The 22,467-nt window shown below is 59.4% G+C and carries 19 protein-coding genes and 1 riboswitch; of the genes, 4 read left to right on the forward strand and 15 right to left on the reverse strand.

Annotated elements, in window-relative coordinates; all coding sequences use genetic code 11:
- From GR303_RS25575 to GR303_RS22495, 3 genes are all read right to left on the reverse strand, one after another.
- A partial coding sequence (locus GR303_RS25575) for a DUF7696 family protein (protein WP_425487138.1) occupies nucleotides 1–320 on the reverse strand: 320 nt, incomplete at its 3' end.
- A 108-nt stretch (nucleotides 321–428) separates the two neighbouring features.
- Nucleotides 429–2,126 (reverse strand): methyl-accepting chemotaxis protein, encoded by a 1,698-nt coding sequence (locus GR303_RS22490; RefSeq protein ID WP_161726478.1) that lies wholly within the window; start codon nucleotides 2,124–2,126, stop codon nucleotides 429–431.
- A gap of 155 nt (nucleotides 2,127–2,281) precedes the next feature.
- Nucleotides 2,282–2,620: a hypothetical protein gene (locus tag GR303_RS22495; protein ID WP_161726477.1), complete on the reverse strand. Its 339-nt coding sequence runs from the start codon at nucleotides 2,618–2,620 to the stop codon at nucleotides 2,282–2,284.
- A gap of 236 nt (nucleotides 2,621–2,856) precedes the next feature.
- On the opposite strand from GR303_RS22495, the gene GR303_RS22500 reads away from it, so the two are divergent.
- The 3 genes from GR303_RS22500 to GR303_RS22510 all read left to right on the forward strand — a co-directional run bounded on the left by GR303_RS22500 (nucleotide 2,857) and on the right by GR303_RS22510 (nucleotide 3,806).
- Nucleotides 2,857–3,150: a PilZ domain-containing protein gene (locus GR303_RS22500; RefSeq protein ID WP_161726476.1), complete on the forward strand. Its 294-nt coding sequence runs from the start codon at nucleotides 2,857–2,859 to the stop codon at nucleotides 3,148–3,150.
- Between the two features lie 14 nt (nucleotides 3,151–3,164).
- Nucleotides 3,165–3,428, forward strand: a complete 264-nt coding sequence (locus GR303_RS22505) for a hypothetical protein (protein WP_161726475.1) — start codon at nucleotides 3,165–3,167, stop codon at nucleotides 3,426–3,428.
- A gap of 105 nt (nucleotides 3,429–3,533) precedes the next feature.
- The gene (locus GR303_RS22510) at nucleotides 3,534–3,806 is read left to right on the forward strand and encodes an SWIB/MDM2 domain-containing protein (protein ID WP_161726474.1); all 273 of its coding nucleotides are present in this window, start codon (nucleotides 3,534–3,536) and stop codon (nucleotides 3,804–3,806) included.
- A 727-nt stretch (nucleotides 3,807–4,533) separates the two neighbouring features.
- Here GR303_RS22510 and GR303_RS22515 read toward each other — a convergent pair.
- Nucleotides 4,534–7,431: a DEAD/DEAH box helicase gene (locus GR303_RS22515; RefSeq protein ID WP_161726473.1), complete on the reverse strand. Its 2,898-nt coding sequence runs from the start codon at nucleotides 7,429–7,431 to the stop codon at nucleotides 4,534–4,536.
- Between the two features lie 205 nt (nucleotides 7,432–7,636).
- Here GR303_RS22515 and GR303_RS22520 point away from each other — a divergent pair, with 205 nt between their 5' ends.
- On the forward strand, nucleotides 7,637–8,323 hold the full coding sequence (locus tag GR303_RS22520) for an SOS response-associated peptidase family protein (protein ID WP_161726472.1): 687 nt from the start codon (nucleotides 7,637–7,639) through the stop codon (nucleotides 8,321–8,323).
- Between the two features lie 452 nt (nucleotides 8,324–8,775).
- On the opposite strand, the gene GR303_RS22525 is transcribed toward GR303_RS22520, so the two are convergent.
- From GR303_RS22525 to GR303_RS22575, 11 genes are all read right to left on the reverse strand, one after another.
- The gene (locus GR303_RS22525) at nucleotides 8,776–9,252 is read right to left on the reverse strand and encodes a transposase (RefSeq protein WP_246205847.1); all 477 of its coding nucleotides are present in this window, start codon (nucleotides 9,250–9,252) and stop codon (nucleotides 8,776–8,778) included.
- 258 nt (nucleotides 9,253–9,510) lie between these two features.
- Nucleotides 9,511–10,596: a PfkB family carbohydrate kinase gene (locus tag GR303_RS22530; RefSeq protein WP_161726471.1), complete on the reverse strand. Its 1,086-nt coding sequence runs from the start codon at nucleotides 10,594–10,596 to the stop codon at nucleotides 9,511–9,513.
- On the reverse strand, nucleotides 10,593–11,756 hold the full coding sequence (locus GR303_RS22535) for a hypothetical protein (RefSeq protein WP_246205846.1): 1,164 nt from the start codon (nucleotides 11,754–11,756) through the stop codon (nucleotides 10,593–10,595). The genes GR303_RS22530 and GR303_RS22535 overlap by 4 nt, the downstream gene beginning before the upstream one ends.
- Nucleotides 11,710–13,611 carry a hypothetical protein gene (locus tag GR303_RS22540; RefSeq protein ID WP_161726470.1) on the reverse strand — a complete coding sequence of 634 codons (1,902 nt, stop codon included), beginning with the start codon at nucleotides 13,609–13,611 and terminating at the stop codon, nucleotides 11,710–11,712. Before GR303_RS22540 ends, GR303_RS22535 begins: the two co-directional genes overlap by 47 nt.
- Before the next feature lie 10 nt (nucleotides 13,612–13,621).
- Nucleotides 13,622–14,761, reverse strand: coding sequence for a phosphoribosyltransferase-like protein (locus tag GR303_RS22545; RefSeq protein ID WP_161726469.1), 1,140 nt, complete (start codon nucleotides 14,759–14,761; stop codon nucleotides 13,622–13,624).
- The gene (locus tag GR303_RS25355; RefSeq protein WP_161726468.1) at nucleotides 14,758–16,701 is read right to left on the reverse strand and encodes a trehalose-phosphatase; all 1,944 of its coding nucleotides are present in this window, start codon (nucleotides 16,699–16,701) and stop codon (nucleotides 14,758–14,760) included. The genes GR303_RS22545 and GR303_RS25355 overlap by 4 nt, the downstream gene beginning before the upstream one ends.
- A gap of 716 nt (nucleotides 16,702–17,417) precedes the next feature.
- A complete protein-coding gene (locus tag GR303_RS22555; RefSeq protein WP_246205849.1) occupies nucleotides 17,418–18,182 on the reverse strand; it encodes a phosphotransferase in 765 nt (254 codons plus the stop codon).
- 142 nt (nucleotides 18,183–18,324) lie between these two features.
- Entirely contained in the window at nucleotides 18,325–19,110 is a 786-nt protein-coding gene (locus GR303_RS22560) for an energy-coupling factor transporter transmembrane component T family protein (RefSeq protein WP_161726464.1), read from the reverse strand.
- Nucleotides 19,104–20,813, reverse strand: coding sequence for an ABC transporter ATP-binding protein (locus tag GR303_RS22565; RefSeq protein ID WP_161726462.1), 1,710 nt, complete (start codon nucleotides 20,811–20,813; stop codon nucleotides 19,104–19,106). The genes GR303_RS22560 and GR303_RS22565 overlap by 7 nt, the downstream gene beginning before the upstream one ends.
- Complete coding sequence (locus GR303_RS22570; RefSeq protein WP_161726460.1) at nucleotides 20,767–21,351, reverse strand: ECF transporter S component; 585 nt, start codon at nucleotides 21,349–21,351, stop codon at nucleotides 20,767–20,769. The genes GR303_RS22565 and GR303_RS22570 overlap by 47 nt, the downstream gene beginning before the upstream one ends.
- Nucleotides 21,352–21,383: 32 nt before the next feature.
- Entirely contained in the window at nucleotides 21,384–21,992 is a 609-nt protein-coding gene (locus tag GR303_RS22575; protein WP_161726458.1) for a YkoF family thiamine/hydroxymethylpyrimidine-binding protein, read from the reverse strand.
- A riboswitch (TPP riboswitch) is annotated at nucleotides 21,983–22,094 on the reverse strand. (Overlaps the previous gene by 10 nt.)
- Between the last annotated feature and the right edge of the window lie 373 nt (nucleotides 22,095–22,467).

Below are 22,467 nucleotides of genomic sequence, written 5' to 3' on the forward strand. Positions count from 1 at the left end.
TAGGGTCCGTCATGGCGTGGTCTCCAATGGGACCCTGGCGCTCCAACGCCCGAATCCCGTTTTGTGGGCTTCAACACCCGGAGACTACGCCACCCTCTCAAAAGTCCACCACATCCCAGACGGCACCTGGCTACAATCCCGCGCTCGAGAGTTTTCCCGTTCTCGTCCTTTTTGCCATTGAAGAACTCGTCGCGCTGGACCTTGGACATCTTCAAGATCGCGCGGGCTTCACATTCACGCTGCCATTCCTCCGACCAGGTGTTGACCGGCTGGCCGGTGATTTCCGAGATGGCAGTCGTATCGCGAGAATAGGTGCTCATGCCTGATGTATGACTTGAGAGAATGGACGAAGGGTTGATGAGCAAACAAAAGACCGGGCCTGTGTGGGCCCGGTCCTACTAACACATTCAGTCTGGCAGCTTCCAGCTTTACGCCGCCTTCACCCCGGACAGGAAGGTTGAAACCTCACGGCTGAGGTCATTGGAGTGACGCGACAGTTCCTGGGCAGCGCCAAGGACTTGCGAAGCGGCAGCGCCGGTTTCCCCTGCCCCGTGCTGTACGTCGACGATGCTGCCCGTCACTTGCTCGGTGCCGCGGGCGGCCTCCTGCACGTTGCGGGCGATCTCGGCGGTCGCCGCACCCTGTTGCTCCATAGCGGCGGCAATCGAGGTCGAGATCTGGCTCATCTCGGTGATCGTGCGGGCAATCTCCTGGATCGCTGTTACCGTCTGCTGCGTCGCCTGCTGCACCGAGCCGATCTGATGCGAGATTTCATCGGTTGCCTTGGCCGTCTGAGTGGCGAGGTCCTTTACTTCCGAAGCCACCACGGCAAAGCCCTTGCCGGCCTCGCCGGCGCGCGCCGCCTCGATGGTGGCGTTCAAGGCCAGGAGGTTGGTCTGGCCCGCGATGGTATTGATCAGTTGGACCACATTGCCGATCTTCTCGGCGCTGGCGGCCAGGTCCTGCACCGTTGTGCTGGTGCGCTGAGTGCCCTGCACTGCCTTCTCAGCCACTTGCGAGGATTGGGCTACTTGGCTCGCGATCTCGCGGATGGAGATCGACAGCTCTTCCGTGGCAGCGGCCACCGTCTGGACGTTTGCGGAGGTCTGCTGGGCCGCAGACGAGACTGTGACCGACTGCTGGGTGGTCTGACCTGCGACCTGGGTCATGGATTGGGCAGTGGCTTCCATCTCGGTGGCGGCTGACGAAAGGCCTTGGGTCAGAGCCGAGACGTTGCGTTCGAATGTCTTGGTAAGCTGGTCAAGAACCTCGGCGCGGCGCATCTTGGCTTGGTTCTCGACCTCCTGCTCGGCAGCGAGGCGGCGAGCTTCCAGAGCGTTGTCCTTGAATACCTGCAGCGAGCGGGCGAGCTCACCGACTTCGTCTTTACGTTCGATGCCAATCACATCAACGTTCAGATCGCCGTGTGCAAGGCGACCCATCGCAGCTGTCATGCCGCCGAGAGGGCGGACAACGGCGAATGCGATGATCGAGCCGAGCAGGGAGATGGCCAGCAGGAGGCCGAAAGCTGACGATGCAACAAGGGTCGTCGAGGTGGAGGATGCCAGTTCTTCTGAATGGTTCCCTGCTTGCTCGAGGGCCTTCTCGTTAGCCTCAATCCGTTCGCCGAGAAGATTGCGCACCTTCATGCGAGCGTCGCGCCCTTCGCCGTTCGAGATCTGCAGAGCGGCCGCGTCCTCGTCCTTCATGGCAAGAGCAAAGCTTTTATCCATCAGCGTGAAGTAGCTGGCAACAGATGCCTTCACGTTCTCATTGATCGTGCGACGCTCCGGAGTGCCGGAAAGGGAGACGAGTTCGTCTACTTCCTGGAGCACCAACGCCCGGTACTGCTGATAGTTTTTCTCAGCGCTCTTCAACTTATCCTGGTCGGCTGCCGAATAGAGGATTGCATTCTTTTCCTGTATGCTGGCTTCGTTCACCTGGGCGTTGATCTTGAGAATGTTGATCAGGCGTGCGGCATCGACATCGGTCAGCTTTTTTGTATCGGCTGACAAGGTAGACAGGCCATTGCTGGCGATTACGACCAAACCAATTGTGATGGCTACAAAGATGGCGGCTGGAATGGCCAATTTGACCATCAGCTTAAGATTATTGAGAAATTTCATTGCCCTTCGGTGACCTGCCCGCATCGCCGCGAGTGGCGCACGCCCCCTTGGCGCACAAACACAGGTTTGTGGGCCTTAACGGCGGAAACTTGCGTGAACCTGATTTGGAAGCTTTTTAAAGTGCATCCAAATGAAAGCGGCGGCTCGCAATAAGCCTACTGTTCCGTTGCAGCCACCCTTTCGAGCGTTGGCTTCCTCAAAGGTACTGAGAGGATAATCTTGCTGAGAACCTCGTAGACCTCTCTCGGATCGCACTCCTTCTGCTGGGTGGCGCAGTGCTCGAAGAAGCTGACGTATTCGTCGCATTGGGCTGAGCGCTGGTTCTTCGGGGTCTCCGCACAGTGGGTATAAGCCTGCCGCAGGTTTCGCGGGGGATCGAGAGAAAGAAGGACCTTCTGGCCTGGCGATTGGGTGATCTTTCCATGGGCGAGGATGAGGGTGGCCGGGCCCAGAAGGATGGCAAGAGCGATAAAACCAGGATGGATTTTCCACATTGGCCCACCTCACACCGGCATGGTTAATGCCAAGTTAACCTGATTTTCCCGGCTGTGAAGCCTGACCGGCGCAGGCTGGACCAAAGGATGGAAAAGCGGAGCCAGCGGGAGCCTGGGGAGGTTGCCGCATGCGAAGGAGTAGGAGGGGACACCAGCCCTCATCATGGAACCATACCGCTCAGGTCTCGATAACTATTAGGTGCATGTTGAGGAGGCGGTCATTCGCGAAGGAAGTCATGTCTGACAAGAGCGACCAGCGCTGGCACCACCGGCGCACGACAACTGTTACGGCCAAGGTTGTCGTCGGGAGTGGAGCCCCGCCTCTAAACTGCACGGTGCAAAACCTCTCAGCTGGTGGGGCGCAGCTCACCCTGGAGGATGGTGTCGCGCTGCCGCCGACCTTCGTGCTGGAGGTTCCAACCTTGAACCTGCGGGTCGAAGCCCAAGTAATCTGGAGCCGGGGTCACCAGCACGGTGTGACGTTCGTGTGGCCGCAACACAAGGAGCGCGGCGGCAGGCCGTCAGCATGAGGAGAGGATCACGTATGGCAGCAGGCCCACAGGACGAAGAAGATCAGACCGAGCAGACGGCGCAGGCCAGCACGCCTCAATTGGACCGCCTGGAAAAGTTAGCCAAAGCCGCCGCAACATCTGCTCAGGCCAAGCAGTGGCGGGCACGCCAGAACGGTCTGCGAGACCAGGATGAGGCCTCAGAGGTGCGGAATTTGAACCACGACGCCGAGGCGCGGGCTCAAGCAGAGGCCGCAATGCAGCGAATGATGGCGAAGCCACAAGGCAAGCGGCGCTAGGTGAGGACCCAAGTCGCAGTTAAGGGACTGTTAGATCTTAGCTGGCCATGGTCCCGCCCTCTTGCCCCTCTAAGGGGTGGGAAGGCGTAACAACGGAGTTACAAAATGGCAGAAGCCACCAAGAACAAGAAACCGAACCCGGCCCTGGCGAAGCCGCTGCAGCCCTCGAACGAACTGGCGGCCGTTGTTGGCTCATCCCCCCTGCCCCGCACCGAGGTGGTGAGCAAGGTGTGGGAGTACATCAAGGCCAACAACCTGCAGAACCCTGCGAACAAGCGCGAGATCCTGGCCGATGACAAACTCCGTCTGGTCTTCGGCGGCAAGGACAAAGTCAGCATGTTCGAGATGAACAAGCACTTTGCTCAGCATCTGTCCTGATCTTCCTGATGAGTGCACAGCAGCCTCGTCAGCCCTGCACGAATTGTTAAGCTTGGCCGTATCAAGATGCAGGTAACGGGCGCGTTGCGTATCAGCCCGAACAACCTCCATCGCCCCCAAGCATGGAGCTGGCCCTGGTGGAGAGCCCTTACCCTCTCTGCTGGGGTCTTTTCATTTGCCACGGCCATTCCCGACGGATACGTCGGAGGTCCAGCTGCTATGGATCGGTAGATATCCACAGTCGGCTGTGAAAAGCGCGGGTACTCGCTCCGCGGACGAATCCCACAGGGCCTTTCGCTTGATTAGGTCACTGCGAAAGGGGCACATAAGAAATCCCACGCGGCGCTTGATTCGTTCCTTAATGGAGAACCGCGCCAATGAAGAGTCTTCCAAGTATCGGGGAACCTGCCCACCGGGTATCCAAGTGGGTCCGATTGAGACGAAACAATAAGTTTGTAGATGTGCTGCAAGGGGCCCCGAAGTTTCACCTTCAGGGATGCTTCATGGCGCGAGTCCGCAGAAAACTCTTCCGTTTCGGCCGGCGTTACGGATTCCTTCTGGGCCTAGATTTATCGGTTCCGAAGGTACCCGATTTCTTCGCTTTCGTGATGCAGTTGATCGGATAAGTCCATGCCGATTATGAAGCTGCCAAGTAGTCCACCAAAAGCTGATCATTCTCGATCATGTGATCTGTCAAGGTCAGCTCTGTTCCTGCGATGGGTAGTTATCAAGCTCGGACGCGGCGATCTTGAGGGACGACATTGGTTTGGGAGATCAGATAGGCATCCCGATTTTTCTTGAAGGTCGCTGCTTTCTCGAGGTCCTTCAGAACCTTCTTCTGTGCCGGCACTGGTTGCTGGGCATAGCGGGCGCAAAGACGGGGGAGGGAGAACGGAATTGCGAGTTCCGTCCGATTTGCAGGGATGGCTTCTTGAATTAAACTTACCTGCTCTTCTGGCAGTGGAGCTCCGCTCTCGCCGCCAATAAGGAGCATCAGGTTCATTACGGCCGACGGCATAGCGCGGACGAGCTCCTTGCCTGGTGTAGCCGCGGCGATCTCAAGATACTCGGTGCGGGACAGCGTGATGTTCAGAGACTGGTCCCGTGTGAGTGAACCATCTGCAAGGTCGTGAAGCGCCTGTCTGAAAATCTGCTCCCGCGCCCGGGCTGCTTCATCGTGTCGTCCAAAGCCTGCCTTCTGGCGAATCCATTGCTCGGTGGGGCCCTTAGGGCCGACCGCCACGATGGAGGATTTAATCAATCCCTCGGCAAGGCTGGGACGGAGTTGCTCTTCCTTCTCTGCATTGTCGATAATGAAGAAGCGGATGCTCGTGTTTGCCACAATCCCCTTGATCTCGGGCAGGACGCTCGGGTCAAAGGTCGTGATGGAGAAGGCCGAAGCCTTGCCACCAAAAGCATAGGGGTAGAGATCGGCAAAGCGCTGGCGCAGCCGGCAATAGGCTGCCAAGAGGTCCCGCCGTTGCGGGGTGAGCTGATTGGGCCGATCCAGAACAATCGAGCGCAGGTCGGGCTGCAGGCTGTGAGAGCCCGTTGCTCGCTCCACCAAGCGAACGGCAGCGACGTTGAGCAAACGAGCCAGCAGTCCCGCCCTGTCCTTCAAGAGATCGATGGCGGCCGACATGTGGGTAGCGCTGGACGGATGGGCGAAGTCGGTGAGCCACGGCAGGGCGAGAGGCTGCGCCTGCTGTAGGCTCCTCAGGAACTTGCGCTGCTTGTCGGTAGGATTGGCAGATTCGTAGTCACCGTCGTGTCGGATACCGACGAAGGCCACGTATTTGCGGGCTACGTCCTGGGTCTTGCAGAGGAAGGCCTGCTGCGCCCCTGTCCGTTCGTCGTGGGTAGCCACCAGCCAGCGGGGAAGATCCGGGGCAGCGTCCTTGTCGTAGAGGCCGAACTCCTGCAGGTCGCAGAACAGAGCGACCCGGCTGGAGAACTTCTTGGTCTCGGAGTCGTACCGGCGCATACCGGTCACCATAAGGCCAGCGGCGAAGGGCTTTGGTACGGGAAGAGTGTCCTCGTTTCCGATCTCCATCGTGGGGTCGAGCGGATCGTCGTACTGCTCACCGTCCCCCTCGCCCATCCGCAGCCGGATCTGACGCTGGCGCTCCTCGATCTGCTCGCGAAGGCTGGGATCCTTGTCGAACCAGGCCTCAAACTGCTCCCGGATCGGAGCCGCCAGCGCGCGAACCTGGCGGCGGCAGCGCTCGGGATCATTCCGGCGCATGGCGTCGATGTCGCTGAAAATGCGGAGGATGGAATTGCCAACATCGACGAAGACTTGGTGCGTCTTGCCGGACGCTTTATGAGCCCGTTCCCCTCGCCCGCTGATCTGCTTGACCGGTCCGATGGAGCGCTCCTGACAGGCAAGAATGTTAAGGTCGGTCTGGGGAACGTCGGTGCCGACGCCGAGAGCATTGACGTTGACCAGGATGTCGAAGCTGCCGGCGCGAGCCGCATCGAGGAGGTCGTCGCGCTTGATTTTGCGGCCGATCGGCTCACTCCCTTTGAGCCCCTCCTCGGCGCCGTTGCGCCAGACCCGGATTTCGCCGGCAACAACAAAGGCCACGCGGGGCTTTTCTCCAGCGCGGGGATGTTCGGCGGGTAGACTTTCTTGAGCGATAGAGCCCGAGAGCTCCCTCGCAAACTCCACGCTGTCACAGTGGATCATGGCGAGAGCCGCTTTGGCCGCTCGCTTGGCCCAGATCCGGGTAACGGCTGCCACGATAAGAGCAGCAATTGCCTTATCACCCTCACTCGCTCCTTCCTTGAAGAAGCGGGAGAACGCTTGCTGGGAGGCTTGGTCGACTGACTTGTTCTCAGCGAGCAGCGCTAGGAAAGCGCTCTCGATGAGGCGAACGGCGTCAGTGCCGAGATGAGCCTCGAATTCACCCGTAGCGATATCGAACTTAGTTGGAACGGTTCGGCCGGTCGCCAGAACCTCGTCATAGGTGGCAACGTCGATCAGGTCGTGCTCGATGCTGGCCCCGAAGGCGTCCAGCGGGTCCTTGCCATCCGTCCTGAATGGGGTCGCGGTTAGAACGATGCCGGAACCGCCGGCGTGGGCAACACGGGAGAGGACATTTGCGAGTTCGTCCGCCGCAGCCTTATGGCCCTCGTCGATGAGAACCACCCCTCCCCTCTTGCCGAAGCGATCCAGGGAGCTCAGAAATTCCTCGTCATCGAGTTTGTTGACGAGGGACATGTTGGTTGCGGGAATGACGTCGGCATCCAGTGAGTTCCGCACCATCGGCCCATCGCCGATGACCTCGTTCTTGGCGACGTAGAACGCGGTCTGAGCCCCTTTGACAGCCGGAACGCTCTGGAACTGGGCGTAGTTCTGGCGCAGTAGGCTCACATCGGGATGAAGGACCAAGATTGGCTTGCCCAGGTTGATCGCGTCCTCGGCTGCCCCAGCCGCCAGAAGGCTCTTGCCGCTGCCAGTAGGCGCAAGGACCGCGCCCGAGCGACCACGTCGAATTGCCTCGCGAACGGAGGTGGCAATCCTGGCCTGATAGGGCTCGGCCTGCTTGTCACCGATCCGCCGGCTGAGTTCCGAAACGGAGGTTTGAGGCAAGGCATCGGCAGAGTTGGTGATTGGCCGCATCGGTCAAAGATCTGAGATTCGATTGGAAACGTGGGATGGGGCGGACCATTCATGCGGCATGATTCGCAAATCAAACCGCGGTCCGCTGATTGCAGGGATTATACCCTGAAGGGTTGCGCGGGGCAGCGCTTATTGTCACGTTGGGCGCAGACAAATGCTCCGGGATGAAACGAACGCGCGGATGCCAAGACGGAGGGTTCCACCCGTGTGCAATCTCTATAGCTCGTACGCGACACAGGCCTCGATGAGACAGGCCTTCAATGTTACCCGTGACAGTGCGGGCAACCTGCCTCCCCTGCCGGCGATCTTTCCGGACCAGATGGCGCCGGTCATCAGAAATCATGACGGCGAGCGCGAGCTGATTCAGATGCGCTGGGGTTTCCCGCCGCCGCCGAAGGTCGGGAACCATCTGGTGACGAACGTGCGTAATGTCGGCTCACCGTTCTGGCGTGCCTGGCTCAAGCCGCAGTACCGCGTGATCGTGCCAATGACCAGTTTCAGTGAATACAAAGATACGAAACCTCGTAAAACTCCGGTGTGGTTTGCTCTCAATGAAGAGCGTCCCCTTGCCGCGTTTGCTGGCATTTGGCGGCCATGGACCGGCGTGCGTGGAACGAAGGCTGATCCTGTTGAAGGTGAACACCTGCTCTATTCATTTCTTACATCCGAGCCGAATGGCGTGGTAGGGCCGGTTCATCCGAAAGCGATGCCTGTCATCCTAACCACGCCTGAGGAATATGACGTCTGGCTCAATGCGCCGACTGAAGAGGCACTCAAACTTCAGAGACCCCTCCCGGATGAAATGCTTCAGATTGTGGCAGAAGGCGAAAGGTCGGACAAAGTGAGTGACGCAAGAGATCGCAGTCATACCAGGACTACGCACGCGCCTTGAGCAATGTCGAAGTTTCTGAACCATTCATCAAAGGTAGATTCATTGCTCATCCAATGCACATGCGTGTGCACATAGCCCTACTTCTGGGTTGTTAGTTCTTACTAAGAATTCCTCAACCTACCAGGAGTATAAGCTCAGACGCTATCAACCCATTTCCTGGTATAGCAGCAAACTTGGCGACCGCTGTCAGCAGCGGCCGCTTCTTTTGCCTCACAGTCTACAAGGCACCAACCTGCGAATGTTCAGGTTCTCCGTCCGTGTTTGAAAGTCGCGGTGAGACAAAGGCTTTGATCTCGCTAGGTAGTGTGACGCGCAATCGGATTTCTGCGCTTCACAGGCGGCAAGCCGGATCGTAAATTTCGTTAACATTTGTGTGGAACCTGAACAGGTATCGAAGTCTGCGTCATTTATGTCGAGTACGAGATTATTAATCCGGTTTGGGTGATCTTGAACTACGCGGCATAGCGGAAAGATGGATGCCCAAAGTAGCTCCGAATCCGGTCGGGTAGCTTTGACAGCCGACGCATGTGGCTGATGACGACGCGCTTGAGGTCGGGCTTGCTGCGGGCGGGTGGCTTGCGCGCCACGGCTTGCTTCAGGTCGGCGTTCAGGCCCTCGTCTGGGTTCAACTCAGGGCTATAGGAGGGCAAGGAGAAGACCTCGATCCGCTCCGTGCGCGCGGCCAACCAGTCCTGCACCGCCCGGGCCCGATGGACCGGCAGGTTGTCGCAGATCAGAAACACCTTGCCGTTGGCCTCCTGGATTAGCCGCCCGAGAAAGCGGATCAGGCTCGGTGCTTTGACCGCGCCATCGAGCACCATCCAGCGCAGCTCGCCCTTGTTGCTCACAGCCGAGATCAGGCCCAGCCCCGCGCGCTTGTGGCCGATCGCGTGCCGCCGCTTGGAAGAATTCCCCACTATCAATGCCATGCAGCTCTTCAACGAGTTGTGCGTCCAGTTTCCAGGTCGCTTGACCCGCAAGCAGTATAAGACGCTCGCGCGACGGGTCAGTCTCTGGCGCCAGGCGGCTCGAGCGAGCGGGTAACATTCCGGATGAGGCAGACGGTAGCAAAATTACGTGAGGCAACACGCGGATAGTGCGGAAGAATGGAGAGAGCTCGTTCGGCGCCAGAGTTGGCGCGGAACCTAGCCCGAGCCTTCCAGACCCCCGCCGGATATTAGCCATTGCTACGCTGCCCGCTTAGTCTGGTTCCGCTTAGCCGTGTACCCTCTGGAGGGTTCTGGTGGGCAGGCAGGGCAGACGACAAGGTCATCAGGGCCGACATCGACTGTAACGTCGGACAGATTGTCGAGCTCACCATTGAGCAAACAAGTGATCTGCGTCTCGAATGTTTGTCGGTCAAAGGCATACATGCCGCCCCGAGCACCTTCGAATCCGCAGTTCCAAGCTGCGAGGGCTTGACCATAGCGCAGGGCTGCCTGAATGCCCTTAGCTTTGGCACGGCGAAGGCCCTGCTGTCCGTTGGCAGCCACCTTGGCAATGAGACCAGCTGTGCACCAGTCGCCTGAACCGCATGTGTCGGTGAGCCTCGGCGCGGTAAAGGCTTCAAGGTGAATCCACTTTGAAACATCTCCGCGGAGTCGGTGGCGGTACTTAAGCCCTTGCTCACCGAGCGTTTGTACCTCAAGCAAGGTAGCTGAGCCGTCCGCCATGACCCCCTCGATGCCTGCCAGACGTTGGTCCGCATATTTGACGATGTGAGCAATCGTAATCGCCTCGGCCATAAGCTTGTCTGCCGCCTTTCCGGAGGGCTCAAACACAACCACAGCACCGTGGGCCGCTGCCTCAGCCGCTAAGGTGAGGGTTGCACGCGATAACCGATCGAGGAAAAACACTGACGCCTCGGCTAAGGCTGGCTTAACCACCTCCACAGCCTCGGTTGTGATTGCCTTGAAAGCTGGCAACCACTTGCCGCAGTGGGGGCAGGACCAAGAAAATCGGTGCTTGGGTCGACCATCACGCCCTCGCTTGATTTCCTGAACAATGATGGGAGTATGGGCAGTAGGACCGCAACTCGTCCAATCGAGATGCACCCCCCAACGCCTCATGTCGGAGCGGACGCGATCCGACGCTGGGTCATCGTTCATCCGTGCGATCGGATATGCGTTCCAACCGAGGAAGGCCAAGATGGAGAGTACGTTTCCACACGTTCCCCCTGCCCATGAGCGCACGGAGGAGCGAGGATCCGGTCCTACAACCAAGTCGAGCGCAATCAGACCAGCGCCGAATACTTTGGGTTGCTGAGCAGTCATCGTACAGGGCTCCCTTGTGCCAGCAGAGCCGGTCGGGGCTGAGGATAGCCATCTCCTTCTAACCAAACGTGAACGAGGTTCGGCTTGCTGATCTCCGATGGGATGGATGCTTCAAAATCATAACCGATTGGCTCAAGATGGGCGACTGGCAGGTTGCGTTCCAGTGCTGCCATCAGAGCGCCAAGGGCCATTACTTTGCTACCGAGCGGAGAGAGGACCAGCAACGATCCTCCAGTCTCGGCGAAGACCGGTTTGCGGAGATCGTCCAAACGCAAGATGGTTCGGTAAAGATCAACTGGGTCTCCCTCATCCGCATATACGATATTGCGGGTATCAACCGACCAAGTGCTCTGTAGCTCAGTGAGATACTCCTCCGCGAGCGCATCACCAACGCGGGGGTCGGTTGCCGGGAACGGAAGAATCGGGCATGTGTCGTGGGGCTCGACGAAATCAAAGAGACGTCCGAGCGCTACACGGCGTCCGGCAGCCAGTTGAGGGAGCCAGAGCCGTGCTGCAGCGGCCGTCGCGTCGAGTGTCGAACCACCTTTGAAGCCATGCACATAACCTGGAGCATCGCTGGGAATCGAGCGGATGTTCGCATCAAGGCGTGGATCATGGGCAACAAAGACATGCAGGTTAGTAGGACCATTACCGCGTCCGATACGCTCAACAAAGTACCGGATGATTGGGAAACCCGTACCAACGGAGAGAGCACTCATGTCAACGACTATGTCACTGATCCCCTCAAGAGCCTGACGGTTGAGGGCAGCAATGATGTTCCGCCCTCCAATCACTGCACCGTCGGAGCCGAAGATCTCGATGGGAACGACCTCGCGGTCAACGATTGATGCCAGAAGGGCCTTGGTATTGGCCTGTGCACGGTGGGCATGGCTCTGTGGAGGGTTGGGACGGTTCTCCTGAATTAGCACCGCGCGTACCTTATCGTTCACAAGGCCAAGACGAGTTGCGACAGCAAGGGAGCGAGGATCAAAGCCTGCACCGGCAACGAGCAGCACTCGCCGGTCAGATTGAGCAAAATAGTCGCTTATGAACGCATCTACCTCCGTTCCTCGGTGGGCAATGCAAGGATCCCAGCGGTAATCGGGTCTCATTTCAAGCCTCGCCGAGAAAGCGTACCAGATCATCGGTGCGGCGTTCAAGAAAGCCGCCGCGTTTCAGCGTCAACCCATGATGAAGCAGAAGGACGCCGCCGAGTTCGACGAGACACCAAAGCCGCTTCTTGGTGCCGTGATTAGGCACCAGAACGAAGGCATTATAGGCGACTCCGAACTGTAGTACGCGCGCCAAATGAGGGTGGGTCTTGGGAATCGCCTCGAATTCCTCCTGCGGGATGCCGAAGGCAGTAGCGCCGCCGCCAAGTGAAGCATTGCCCTCAAGGCTTTTGGCCAAGCATTCACCAGCAATTCTTTCTGCGAGTTGCCGGACCAATGGGACTTGGGGGAAGTCCCATTCTCGGACTATCTCGCTCGCTCGCTCGCGTAGAAGCTTGTGCTGAACGGCACTCTTTAGTGTTGCGCCTTTGGCACGGATGAGCTGAGTCTCCGACTGCGATACGAGTCGGGCAGCGAGTTGGAGGAACTGCTCGGCATTCTCTGAGCTTGCATCACAGAGCGTATCAATTCCAAAGAAGTATGGCCGGTCATACTTGTGCAGGAGGTGGATGCGTGCTCCATCGGCGACGCTAGCATCGGCGGTGAGCGGGCGGTTGGGCTCGGCGTCGCCTCCCTCCTCAAACAAGCCGCGTTGCGGAATGCGCTTGGCATAGCGCTCCAGGAGTACTGTCAACATCCCTAGCCGTAGGTCCTCGCCATCCTCCTCCGCTGTTGCCAGGTAATCCGCGATCTCCCTTTCAAGCCCTTGGCGGCGCTCCGCTGAGACCCCGTAGCGGCGCTGCAGTGCATCCACATGTTGAGCCAGCTTCTCGCGCTTGCCTGGCGAGATAACCTCTGGCGTCGTTGCCAGTAGATCACTAAGGCTGTGGAGGCGTCGGCGGTTAAACACCTCCATTTGGCTTAGATAACGGCTCGCCATGTCTTTGGCCATTTTACGGAAAGCCCGCCGCTGGCCGGCACGATCCTCTCCGCTTTGCAACCTGATGTTAGTGATCTCGCGCGCCTGTTTGAGCCCTGGTTCATCGGTGTCAGCTGCCGTGCTTAGGAGGGCAGCTCCCGGAGTGAGCGCGTCAAGCCGAGTGAGAATCCAACGAGCCACCTTCAGTTCTCGACGCGCGAGCCACCGTCGAAGTGCGGTGAGTTGAGCCGGGTGAAGACTATGAGCGTCGTCAAAGATGACGAGAGGTCGCAACTGCAATACCTCCTCACCGTCCGTGATGCGGAAAGCCTCAATCACGTCGAACGGCCGGTAGACTGTCGCCGCTTCCCGATCGATGTCCTCAATGTTTGGCGGCATCAGCGCGGCTGAAACCTGATAAATGGCAAGTTCGACTTCGCGAGCACGGGTAAGCAGCGCCGGTCCTGCTGTTCCACCGATAGCGGTCAGCGCGGCGTCCGCGTCGACACGTGGCACGATCTCAACGCGATTGAGCGGCACGCCTGCAGCCTGGATATTGCGGAGCCAGGCGAGAACCGTCCGAGCTTGGAGAAGCGCGATCATCAGGCCCGTTTTGAGATCCTCGGGATAGGGAAACTCCCAGAACTCCCGGTACTCCGCCTCAAGCGGGAGCCTGCCGCCGATAAGGGTTGGCCGCCCATCCTCAATAGCTCCGCAGGACGTCAAAGTGTCGACCAATGGCTTGTACGTATTGGTACCTCGATTGCGGAGGAGGGTCCGCAGTGTGGTGAACTGGAAAAGCCGCGCCAATGTGGTCTTGCCGCTACCTGGCGTGCCAATGATCATGGCCAGGCGATCGTAGAGGCGGCCTTCTTGAGCCGGCTTCTGAAAAAAGGTGGCAAGCGGTTCAGGCGTGACCACGGCGAGAAACGCCTCGTCGTCACGGAGATACTCGGTTGCTCGCTTCTCGAATGGATTCGCCATGCTGTTCCCGTTAGGCATGCCTTTGACGACGGCGGAAAAGAGGCCTCATGGCTGGCGCGAAAACGCCATCCCGATCACCCCCATCAGTTTCTGCCCAGAGCAGTGCGACGGCATTGTTAGGCGTATTATGATCGAGCACGAGAGGGAGGGCGCAGCCACCATACCCAAGACCGAGGTGAGTTGCCCCTCCGACATCAGTATGCTTGGTACGGATCTTGGGGTCGTAATATTTCTCGGAAAGCTTCATAAAGTCATCTTGACGTCCAGGAACAGCGTCAATCGGCAGATCCTCAGGCAAAATTGTACCGTACGAAGCGTGCATTGCCCGGGCCCAGCTGCCGTTGAAGATTTCGGCGGCCTTGGCCAAACGCCCCTCAATTGCAGCGGCCGCGGCGAAGGACACGACATAATGGTGAATGCACAGCTCCCAGTCGTCGGCAAAGAGCTTGTCACCACCAAGTACATCATTCGCGCTCTCGACCGAGTCCTTGAATCGGAGGAGCTTGCCCTTCCACTTTGCCTTATCTTCGTCATATCGGAGGAACGATGTTCCAGTGCCAGCAAAGTCATCAACCAGATAGACGAGCCGAAACCGAGCTTCCGGATCTCCGAGGTCCTTACGCAAGTTGTCCAACAAGTCCTTCCACTTCTCGGTATCAACTTGCGTGCCTTGGACGAGTTGCTCGTTATTGAGCAGACCAGCATTGGCGTGTCGGATGGTATCGATGCGAGCCCCATCGCTCAAGCCCATGAATAGCGTTTGCCGCCGCAATCGCTCGCTGGCAGTCCGAGCGTCAGCGTCGGCAAGCACGCGGTAGCGCGGTATCCCGCGTTCGGCAGCGACAGTGCAGATGAGACGATCCCGCACAGTGCGTGGGTAAAACTGCTCGACGAGCCGCTGCATTTCGCTGGGACCGATGTAGACGAGGGTGCGGCGCACGAAGGCGTACGCCGTTTCCCGTTCGTCTAATGCGAATTGCTGGAGCCAAGTGGCCAAGCTCTCGATGAAGCGCATACCGGCCTGAAAGTCGCGATAGCCATCGTACTTAAGCCGTGCCATCAGCCTCAGCCACTCGAACTCATTGCGAGCACGGTCGTCGCTCCAACCCATGATCTGGCCGAGCACCTTGAGGCCGAGATCTTGATTCATTGTAGCGCTTCCTTCCCGAACTGCAGGTAGCCGTCATGCGGTTCGAGCATCGAGAGGTAGTCAAGTGTGACGGCAGGACCACGCTGTCCAGGCTCGCCCAAGTGCCAGCACGTCGCCGGATCCACGCTAAGCTCATCGACTCCGAGCGAGAAGGGCTCTCGCAGCAGCGCGTAGTCGTTGCCCGGCCATCTGCCCCGATCTCCTATGGTCAGGATAGGGCCGTCGCCAATATCCTTGCGGAGGTGTTCGATGACATTTAGTTTAGAGACGCCGGCAGCAACGATATCGATTGAATGACTGGAACGCGTGACACTGACGTCGCTGACTCCAGTCATTAGAATGACCTGCTGAGCGAGGTCCCAGAGCCGACTTTCGGGCATGACGCGGACCGCTTCTAGCGTGATCTGAAAAGGTCGGTCTTCCTGGCGTGCGCATTGTGCAAGCTCGGGCTGACGGCGGAGGGCATCGGCGAGCGGCCTAAGTGCGGCGCATACTGTTGTCGCGCGGTCCGGCGCGCTGTCGTCTACCAACGGAGCGACCTCCGCGCCATTGTAGTAACCGACCAGGATTTGCGACCAGAGTGAGCTGGGCAGCCTGGATTGGAGGTCACGTCGGACTGATCCACCCCGACCCGTCGCCACCGCTATGCGGGCGCCTGCCGTCGCGAGGCGGGCTAGTTCAGCGATCATCTCAGGCGATGCCGGCTCAAATCGGTGGCGTGTGTCAACGATGGTCCCATCATAGTCGAGGACGACGGCTGCAAAGCGGGCCTCGTGGAGGCGTGCGCGGAAGGCGCCAAGCGCGTCCCGCCAGCGGTCGAGCTCGCCCATGGCAGCGAGACGGCTGGGAGCAACGCCTGCTTTCCGCGAAATAGCGGCAGCCTCCCGCGGCGAAAGGCGTGGCCTTGACGCGCCTCGGTGGGAGCGCGGTAGAGGAAGGTTGTAGAGCTTTCGCCCGAACTCCGGCACTCCTGGTCGCCCGGGATCGATGCCCCTGGCGATCCCAGCCCACTCGGTAATCCGCAACGCAGCGAGGAGGGACGATAAGGCTGTCGCACTATGTCCGCCAGATAAGTCGATGCGTGCTTGTGGGACTTCCGTAGGGATCAGGGCAAGTGTGCGCTCAGCGAGGGCGCGATCGGCATCGGTAACGAAGGCGAGCACCGCACTTGTCTCAGCTCGCTTAGCGAACCAGTGATGCCGACCGTGAGCGAAATTGCGGTAGTCAGCAAGCTGAAGGTTGCCAAGCGCCGCCTCAGTAAATTTCGACTCAAGGTCGATGGCCCCAACTCGTGTTGACGGACCATATAGGACAACCGTGGTGGTTCGTGGCCAAAGTGGCACCGTAGCTTCCCGCCATACTTGCACGGCAGGCGCCGACTCGGGGAGCAGCATTTGAAGCCGATCAATTGCTTCGTCCCAATCTGCATCGGCACCGAATTCCGTAGCGTAAGCGCGGTTGAGTAGGGCAGAGAAGCCTAGAAGTGAATTGGTAGCTAGGAAGCCATCCTTGCCAGCGGGGGGCGGGTAGAGAAGCAGGTCGACGAATGAGTGGTTGCGGCAAAGGTCGGCGAGTGGGCTATCTGCGCGTCCACACAGCACACCAAGTTGCCGCGGCTCTCGGAGGATCAGGGCCTTAGCTGCTGCCATGATATCGATGTTGCCGCCGCCGGCGCTTAATAGCCAAGTTGCAACGCCTGACTCGAGGGGCTCCTCGGCAGCCTCAAGCGGTGTAGCCACGGAAGCAAGGCGCCCGGTGAAATGCTGATGCAGGCTAGCGAGCATGTGCGCTGCGGTGAGAGATCCGCCGGAGCCGATGGCGCGGAGTGGTGAAAGCCCGGCAGTACGTAAGGCTAGGCGCAGAGGCCCGATGTCGGCCGTCTTTGCCCAAGTGAAGGTCTCGGCCAGCTTGGCCATCTCGCTGGAATACGGGCGTGCCATAGTCGTACAGGCTGCTCCTCGCTAAAACCAATATAAACTTGGCAGCGGACATGAACGATAGAAGAACAGGATTCAAGACGAAACTTATGACAGGGCTGTCGGTAACCTCAGTCATGCGAAAAACACAACACCTTCCGGTGATTATTGTTGATAAACCCGAACAATGTCGCATGCTTCGGTTATAAGGCAGCGCAAGTCTTCCTCTGATTGCCGGTCGCAATAGCCCCCTTCGAGCAGATGGCAGAAGCCCTGCAGCTTTTCGAGGATCTCTTCCCCGCCCTGCGGCCGGAACTTGGTTTTTTGAACCCGGCCGCGAGCGGCAGGAGATGGCCGCTCCGATATCATGGCTGAGGTGGACACGGGCAGTTCTACCGGAGGGTGGTATAAACCCCGGATTCTAACAGACCGGCTTCGCTTATCGCACGCAAAAGTTGTCTTAGAAGCAAATGGAAAGCTGAGTTCTCTATCCAGGGTCTGTCGAGCCGACTGACTCGTAGCAATTTTCAGCACTTGGCAATGGAATGTTGTTACAATAATTTTGCATACAAACATTATGGAACTTAAATTGCTCTGGAGCTGTGGAGTGCGAACTCGCATCCGCAAACAGTCTTGTCCAACAGACACGAATCTAGCCCCGATGCTAGACCGGACTGCTTCTGGGCCCGCACATCCTCAACAGGAAGCTGTGGTCCTAGGCTCATCTTTGATCCGGAGTTTCACTTTAGCTCCGCAACCCACTTCGTCCATCTTGGATCTTCAGTCAGTTGCAAGGCGCTCGCCAACCGCTCCCGCGTCCATGAGCCAAAAAACTGTTGACCCTTCGTGCCTTCCTGAAGCACTCCCCATAATGCATTTAAGGTGCAGGTCAGCAACTTGAATACCTGCAACCGTCCATAGGTCACAGCGGCATCATCGTAGGACGCGAGCAACAGCTGTTCCTGGGTCATATCGAATGCGCCCTCGACACACAGGTAAGCCAAATCCCACGCTGGATCGTTCATGCGGGCATATTCCCAATCGATCAGGAACATGTGTGATCCGGCGTCAAGACAGTTCTCCGGCACCAAGTCGCAGTGGCTCGGGACAAGCGGCACTGACGAATCCGTCACATGTGCCCGTGCCCCTTCCAGGGCTGCCTCCAGTGTGGAGGGCAGCACAGGTAGGTCATGAGATCGCTGCTGGCACTCAGCCCTATATTCGTCGATGATCCGGAAAGGGTCGAAGCGTCGCGTGAGACGGAGGTCTGACTGATGAAGTCTGGCGACGACATGAGCTGCACGCGGTACCGAGCTTGGATCCGCCTGGTAGGCTTCAATGCTCATGGGCTTTGCGTCCTCAATGAAGCGAGTCAGCATCACACCCTGAGGATTGGCGTAGAGAACGGGAGGCCCAATCCCGACTGTACCGGCGAAGCGTGCGGCGATCACCTCTTCCTGGCGGTCGATGTGAAACGGTCCCGGGTTCGATCTCGGCACCCGCAGGACAAGAGAGCCCTAAGGCAGATCCAAGCGGTAATTGGAATTGGAGAGCCCTCCCAGAGGTGTGGCGATCTGCTCCAAGGGCAATCCATGCAGCGCCGGGATCGCTGCGGCGAGGTCAGCTGAGATCCGGCTCCACTCAAAATCAGGCTGGCTCTTCATGACCCACCAAAGGCAGTGATAAGACTCCACCGATGTCAGAGAAAGCGGCGGCGCCGCACAAGGCAATCACGCTTAGCGCCGCAATGATGAAAATGGCATCAGATCGTCTGAAGCTTGGAGCATTTAGTACCGTCCGTGGTCCAACGGGCGAGAGGCCGCGTGCTTCGAGCGCGAGCGCCGTTCGGCCGGCGCGGCGGATCGCGAAGGCAAGCATGGGGATGACGAGGCTCATGATTTCTGCCGGTCCCGGCACCCGCCGGATGCGGCGTCCGGTTTTCATCGCGCGGGCAATCCGCATCTGCTGCGCTTCCGATGCGAGATCTGGAACAAGCAGCATCGCGGCAAAAAGAGAATAACCAATCCGGGGCGGCAATCGGGCATGCACCATCAGGGCGCGCACCAGCGCAGCGGGATCAGTGGTCAGGGCAAAGAAAACCGAGATCATCCCACAGGCAACAGCGCGCAGAAACAAGGTGAGACCTGCCGAGAACGCATGCGAGCTCAGGAGCGCCTCGCCCGCCATGCGCGTGGCAAAATCGCTGTCCTGCCGAAAGAGCAGGCTCGTGGTCAGAAAGCCTAAGCCGAACAGACAGAACGGCACCATCAGCGCCAGAAGAAGCAGCGGCGACGTGCGATTGAGAGCGACTAGGGTGAAGCCTGTCACGACGATCAGGACAACCTGGAAGCGCGCATCGAAGACAAGGACGGATGCGACCAGTCCAACGATGCAGACGAGAAGCTTGCTGAGCGGATTGAGCGCCTTCAGCATGATGCGACCCGATGCAGCCATTGCAGAGCTATTGCGCAGGATGGCTCGGCCAGTCCGGCGCGCCGGAGGAGAGCCGTGTCGCTCATCAGCTCCTGTGTTGGACCATCGGCCAGGATGCCACCTTCACCGACGACGATCGAACGGGGGCACAGGCGCAGGGCGAGGTCCATGTCGTGGGTGATGACAGCGATAGCATGCCCCCTCCCCTGCAATGCTTGCATCTCGCGCATAAGCGTCGATACGCCAAGCGCATCGAGGCCTGCCGTTGGCTCATCCAGCACGAGCACCGGCCAGCGGTCGGAGACGGTGAGGGTCGCAAGAGCCAGCCTCCGCTTCTGGCCCTGGGATAACTCAAAGGGATGACGGTTCTCAAGCCCGGAAAGCCCCCATGTCGCCAAGGCGCTGGCCACATGTTCAGCCTTATCCCTTGCCGCAACCTGCTCGGGAAGAGCGTCCAGGATCTCATCACGCACTGTGCCGACGGTGAACTGGTTCTCCGGCCGCTGGAACGCATAGCCGCCCGGTGCGCCGGTTCGGCTTCCCGCCTTCAATGGGAGAAGGCCGGACAGGCAAAGACCGAGCGTCGACTTGCCCGCACCGTTCGCCCCAAAGATTCCGAGGATCTCGCCTTGATGAATGGCAAGATCAATGTTGCGCAGGATCGTTGGGCCGAGGAACGGTGCACAATCGGCCTTCACAAGCTCTGCCAGAACAGGAGCCCCTAGTGCAGTCGGGGCGCTTCGCACCGCGTACTCAGCCACAAATGCCTTGACAGCCGGGATGGCTCTGTCGACGTCCTCGCGGGAGGATAGGGCGGGGTCGACATGCGACAGGGCCTCCTCGACGGACAGTGGTGCCGCCGGGGGTGCAATGCCGGCGTGCTCTAGTTGGGCGTCTAGCATCGTTGCCACCGGACACCAGATGCCCTCGGAGGCCAGAAGGTCGCGCTCATCACGGAAGATGGTCCGCGGATGCCCCTCAGCAAGGATGGTGCCGTCCCTGCCGAGGACGACCATGCGATCGATGTGCTGGATCAGACCCTCCAGCCGGTGATCGACAATAAGGACGCTGCGATGAGGGTCGTGCTCGGTCAGCAGTGCATGCAGGCGGTCCGCTGCCTGAGGTGCAAGATGCGCCGTCGGCTCGTCGGCCACGAACAGTGGGGCGTTCTGCACGAGCGTCGCGGCCAAGGCAACGAGCTGTCGTTCACCTCCAGATAATGTTGACGTCGGACGCTTGCGCCAGCTCTCCGGCACCCCGACCCTTTGCATCGCCTCCATAACACGGTCCGCAATGTGCTTGGGCGGCAGAGCGCGGTTCTCCAGGGCAAACGCGATTTCATCTTCGACCCGCATGCCGCAGAGAGTCTGGTCCGCGTCCTGGAAGTACTGCGCCACCTGAGCCGCCCAAGCCCAAGGCTGTCTCGTGCCGACATTGACCCCGAAGAGGCAGATGTCTCCGCTGACGGTCGCAGGAATGCTGTTAGACACGAGGCCCGTGAGTGTCAGCAGGAGCGTAGACTTGCCCGAGCCTGAAGGCCCCAGCAGAAGGACACGCTCGCCCGGCCGCACCGCAATGCTGACTGGTCCAACCACCTGCCGCGTGGCGAAAGGGTACTGAACCGTCACCTCGTGCCATTCGGCGGCAAAGCCGGTTCTATGCGATTGCGGATCGCTTTGCATGATCGATGGCCAGACCGGCAAGGGCACCGGTCCTGTAGAGCGCTTCCACAATGAGGTGCCCGAGCCATCCGCCCAAGAGCGCACCGCTCAAACAGCGCAGGATGAACATCGCGATCAAGATGCCGGGCTGAAGGGCGCCATAGTCAAAGCGGATCCAGGTATAGATGAAGGAGAAGATCGCGGCACCAATGCCTGCCGTCAGCAGCACGGGTAAGGAGTAGTTGCGCCATCGGGTGGCGGCGAAGACCACCTCGGCGCCGGCGCCCTGAACCGCACCGGTCACCAGCAGCAGCAGGCCTGCCGGACTGCCGAGCAGGATCTGCACCGCGGCGGTCAGCACCTCCGCCGCGAAGGCAACGCCGGGCTTTCGGATGATTGCGGCGGCGACGATCGAGGCGATGAACCAGAAGCCCATCACCACATCCATGGTCACCGGGCCGAAGATGGCCTGCGCGATCAGCCAGACCTGCACCCAGCCCAGATAGAGCACGGCGAAAACTGCGCCGAGAACGGTGACGATGAGGGTCTCCCTCAACGTCCAACCTCGCGTACTGGACATGATGGTCTCCATGATGTGGAGGTGATGATTGCTTAGATGGCGGTCGGGCTGTTCGCCGAGACCTTGAGGTCGAGGGCGACATGGCCCTGCGGTGCGCCAAAGCGCAGGAAGGCCTCGCTCAGTGTCGCGAAAACGGCCCCCGCATCACCCCGCAGCTTGGTGCAGAAGTTCTTGGAGCGGTCGAAGACACCGGAGTTCTTGAGAAACTCTATGCAGCCGTAGATCTCGTCCATGTGGTGGCCGCTGCCGAGCGGATACAGCGAGAACTGGGCTGCCACTATCTGACCCGTCTGTGGGGCAGCCCCGACCTGCTCGATGGCGGCTGTGATCCCTTCCGCGAGCGGTTGGCCATAGTGCGAGTCGTTCACGGGCGTGCAGATAGGGTCATCCGGTTCGCCCGGGCACCCGCGCGAGACGGTAGCGGCCAGAACGCAGTGCACCCCTTGACCTGCTGCCGAGACGAACAGATCGCGCATGGCTGGGAAAAGCTGGTCGGGCGGACCGACGAGCAGCGTCGAGATGTCGTCGGTTTCGATCCGGAAAGTCGATCGGTAAGGCTCAAGCGCCCCGATCGCGCCGAGGATGACGCCGACGAAATCGTCGGTCATGGGATAAAGGGAGACTTGTGCGCCGGAAAACATCGTGTCCTCGCTCCGCTGGCATTACCCAGATCAGCTTGAGGGTCCGACGGTTTGGCACCGTCATCTCAGCCCCGGCGATACGGAGCACCCCTGTCGATGAATCGTTCCTAGCACTGATCGAGGCGCCCGTGCAACCTTGTCGGAAGATCTTTTCTCGCGGGCCTCTCATCAGTCATGGCCCTGCCCATCTGCCGGGGAGGCACTTGGACAATCTCAAGACGCGTTAGAAAAGGCATTCAGTGAAATCGCGGGGCAGCGCAGTTCCGCGTTGCGCCAGCATCAGGTTACTGACTGCTGACACCGGCAGCGGCAAGCCTCGCCTCCCTGGCTCTGATGCGCTCACGACGGGCGCATCCACCGGCACCAACAAAACCTATACCGACTATCTCACCTGCTATTCCGACGCGTGCTCTTGCCATAATGATCATGCGGTCGAGGAGGACATCCCGTTAGGCTGACTTGCCGTAGGCTTCTC

Source organism: Microvirga arsenatis (assembly GCF_009910705.1).
Classification (GTDB): domain Bacteria; phylum Pseudomonadota; class Alphaproteobacteria; order Rhizobiales; family Beijerinckiaceae; genus Microvirga; species Microvirga arsenatis.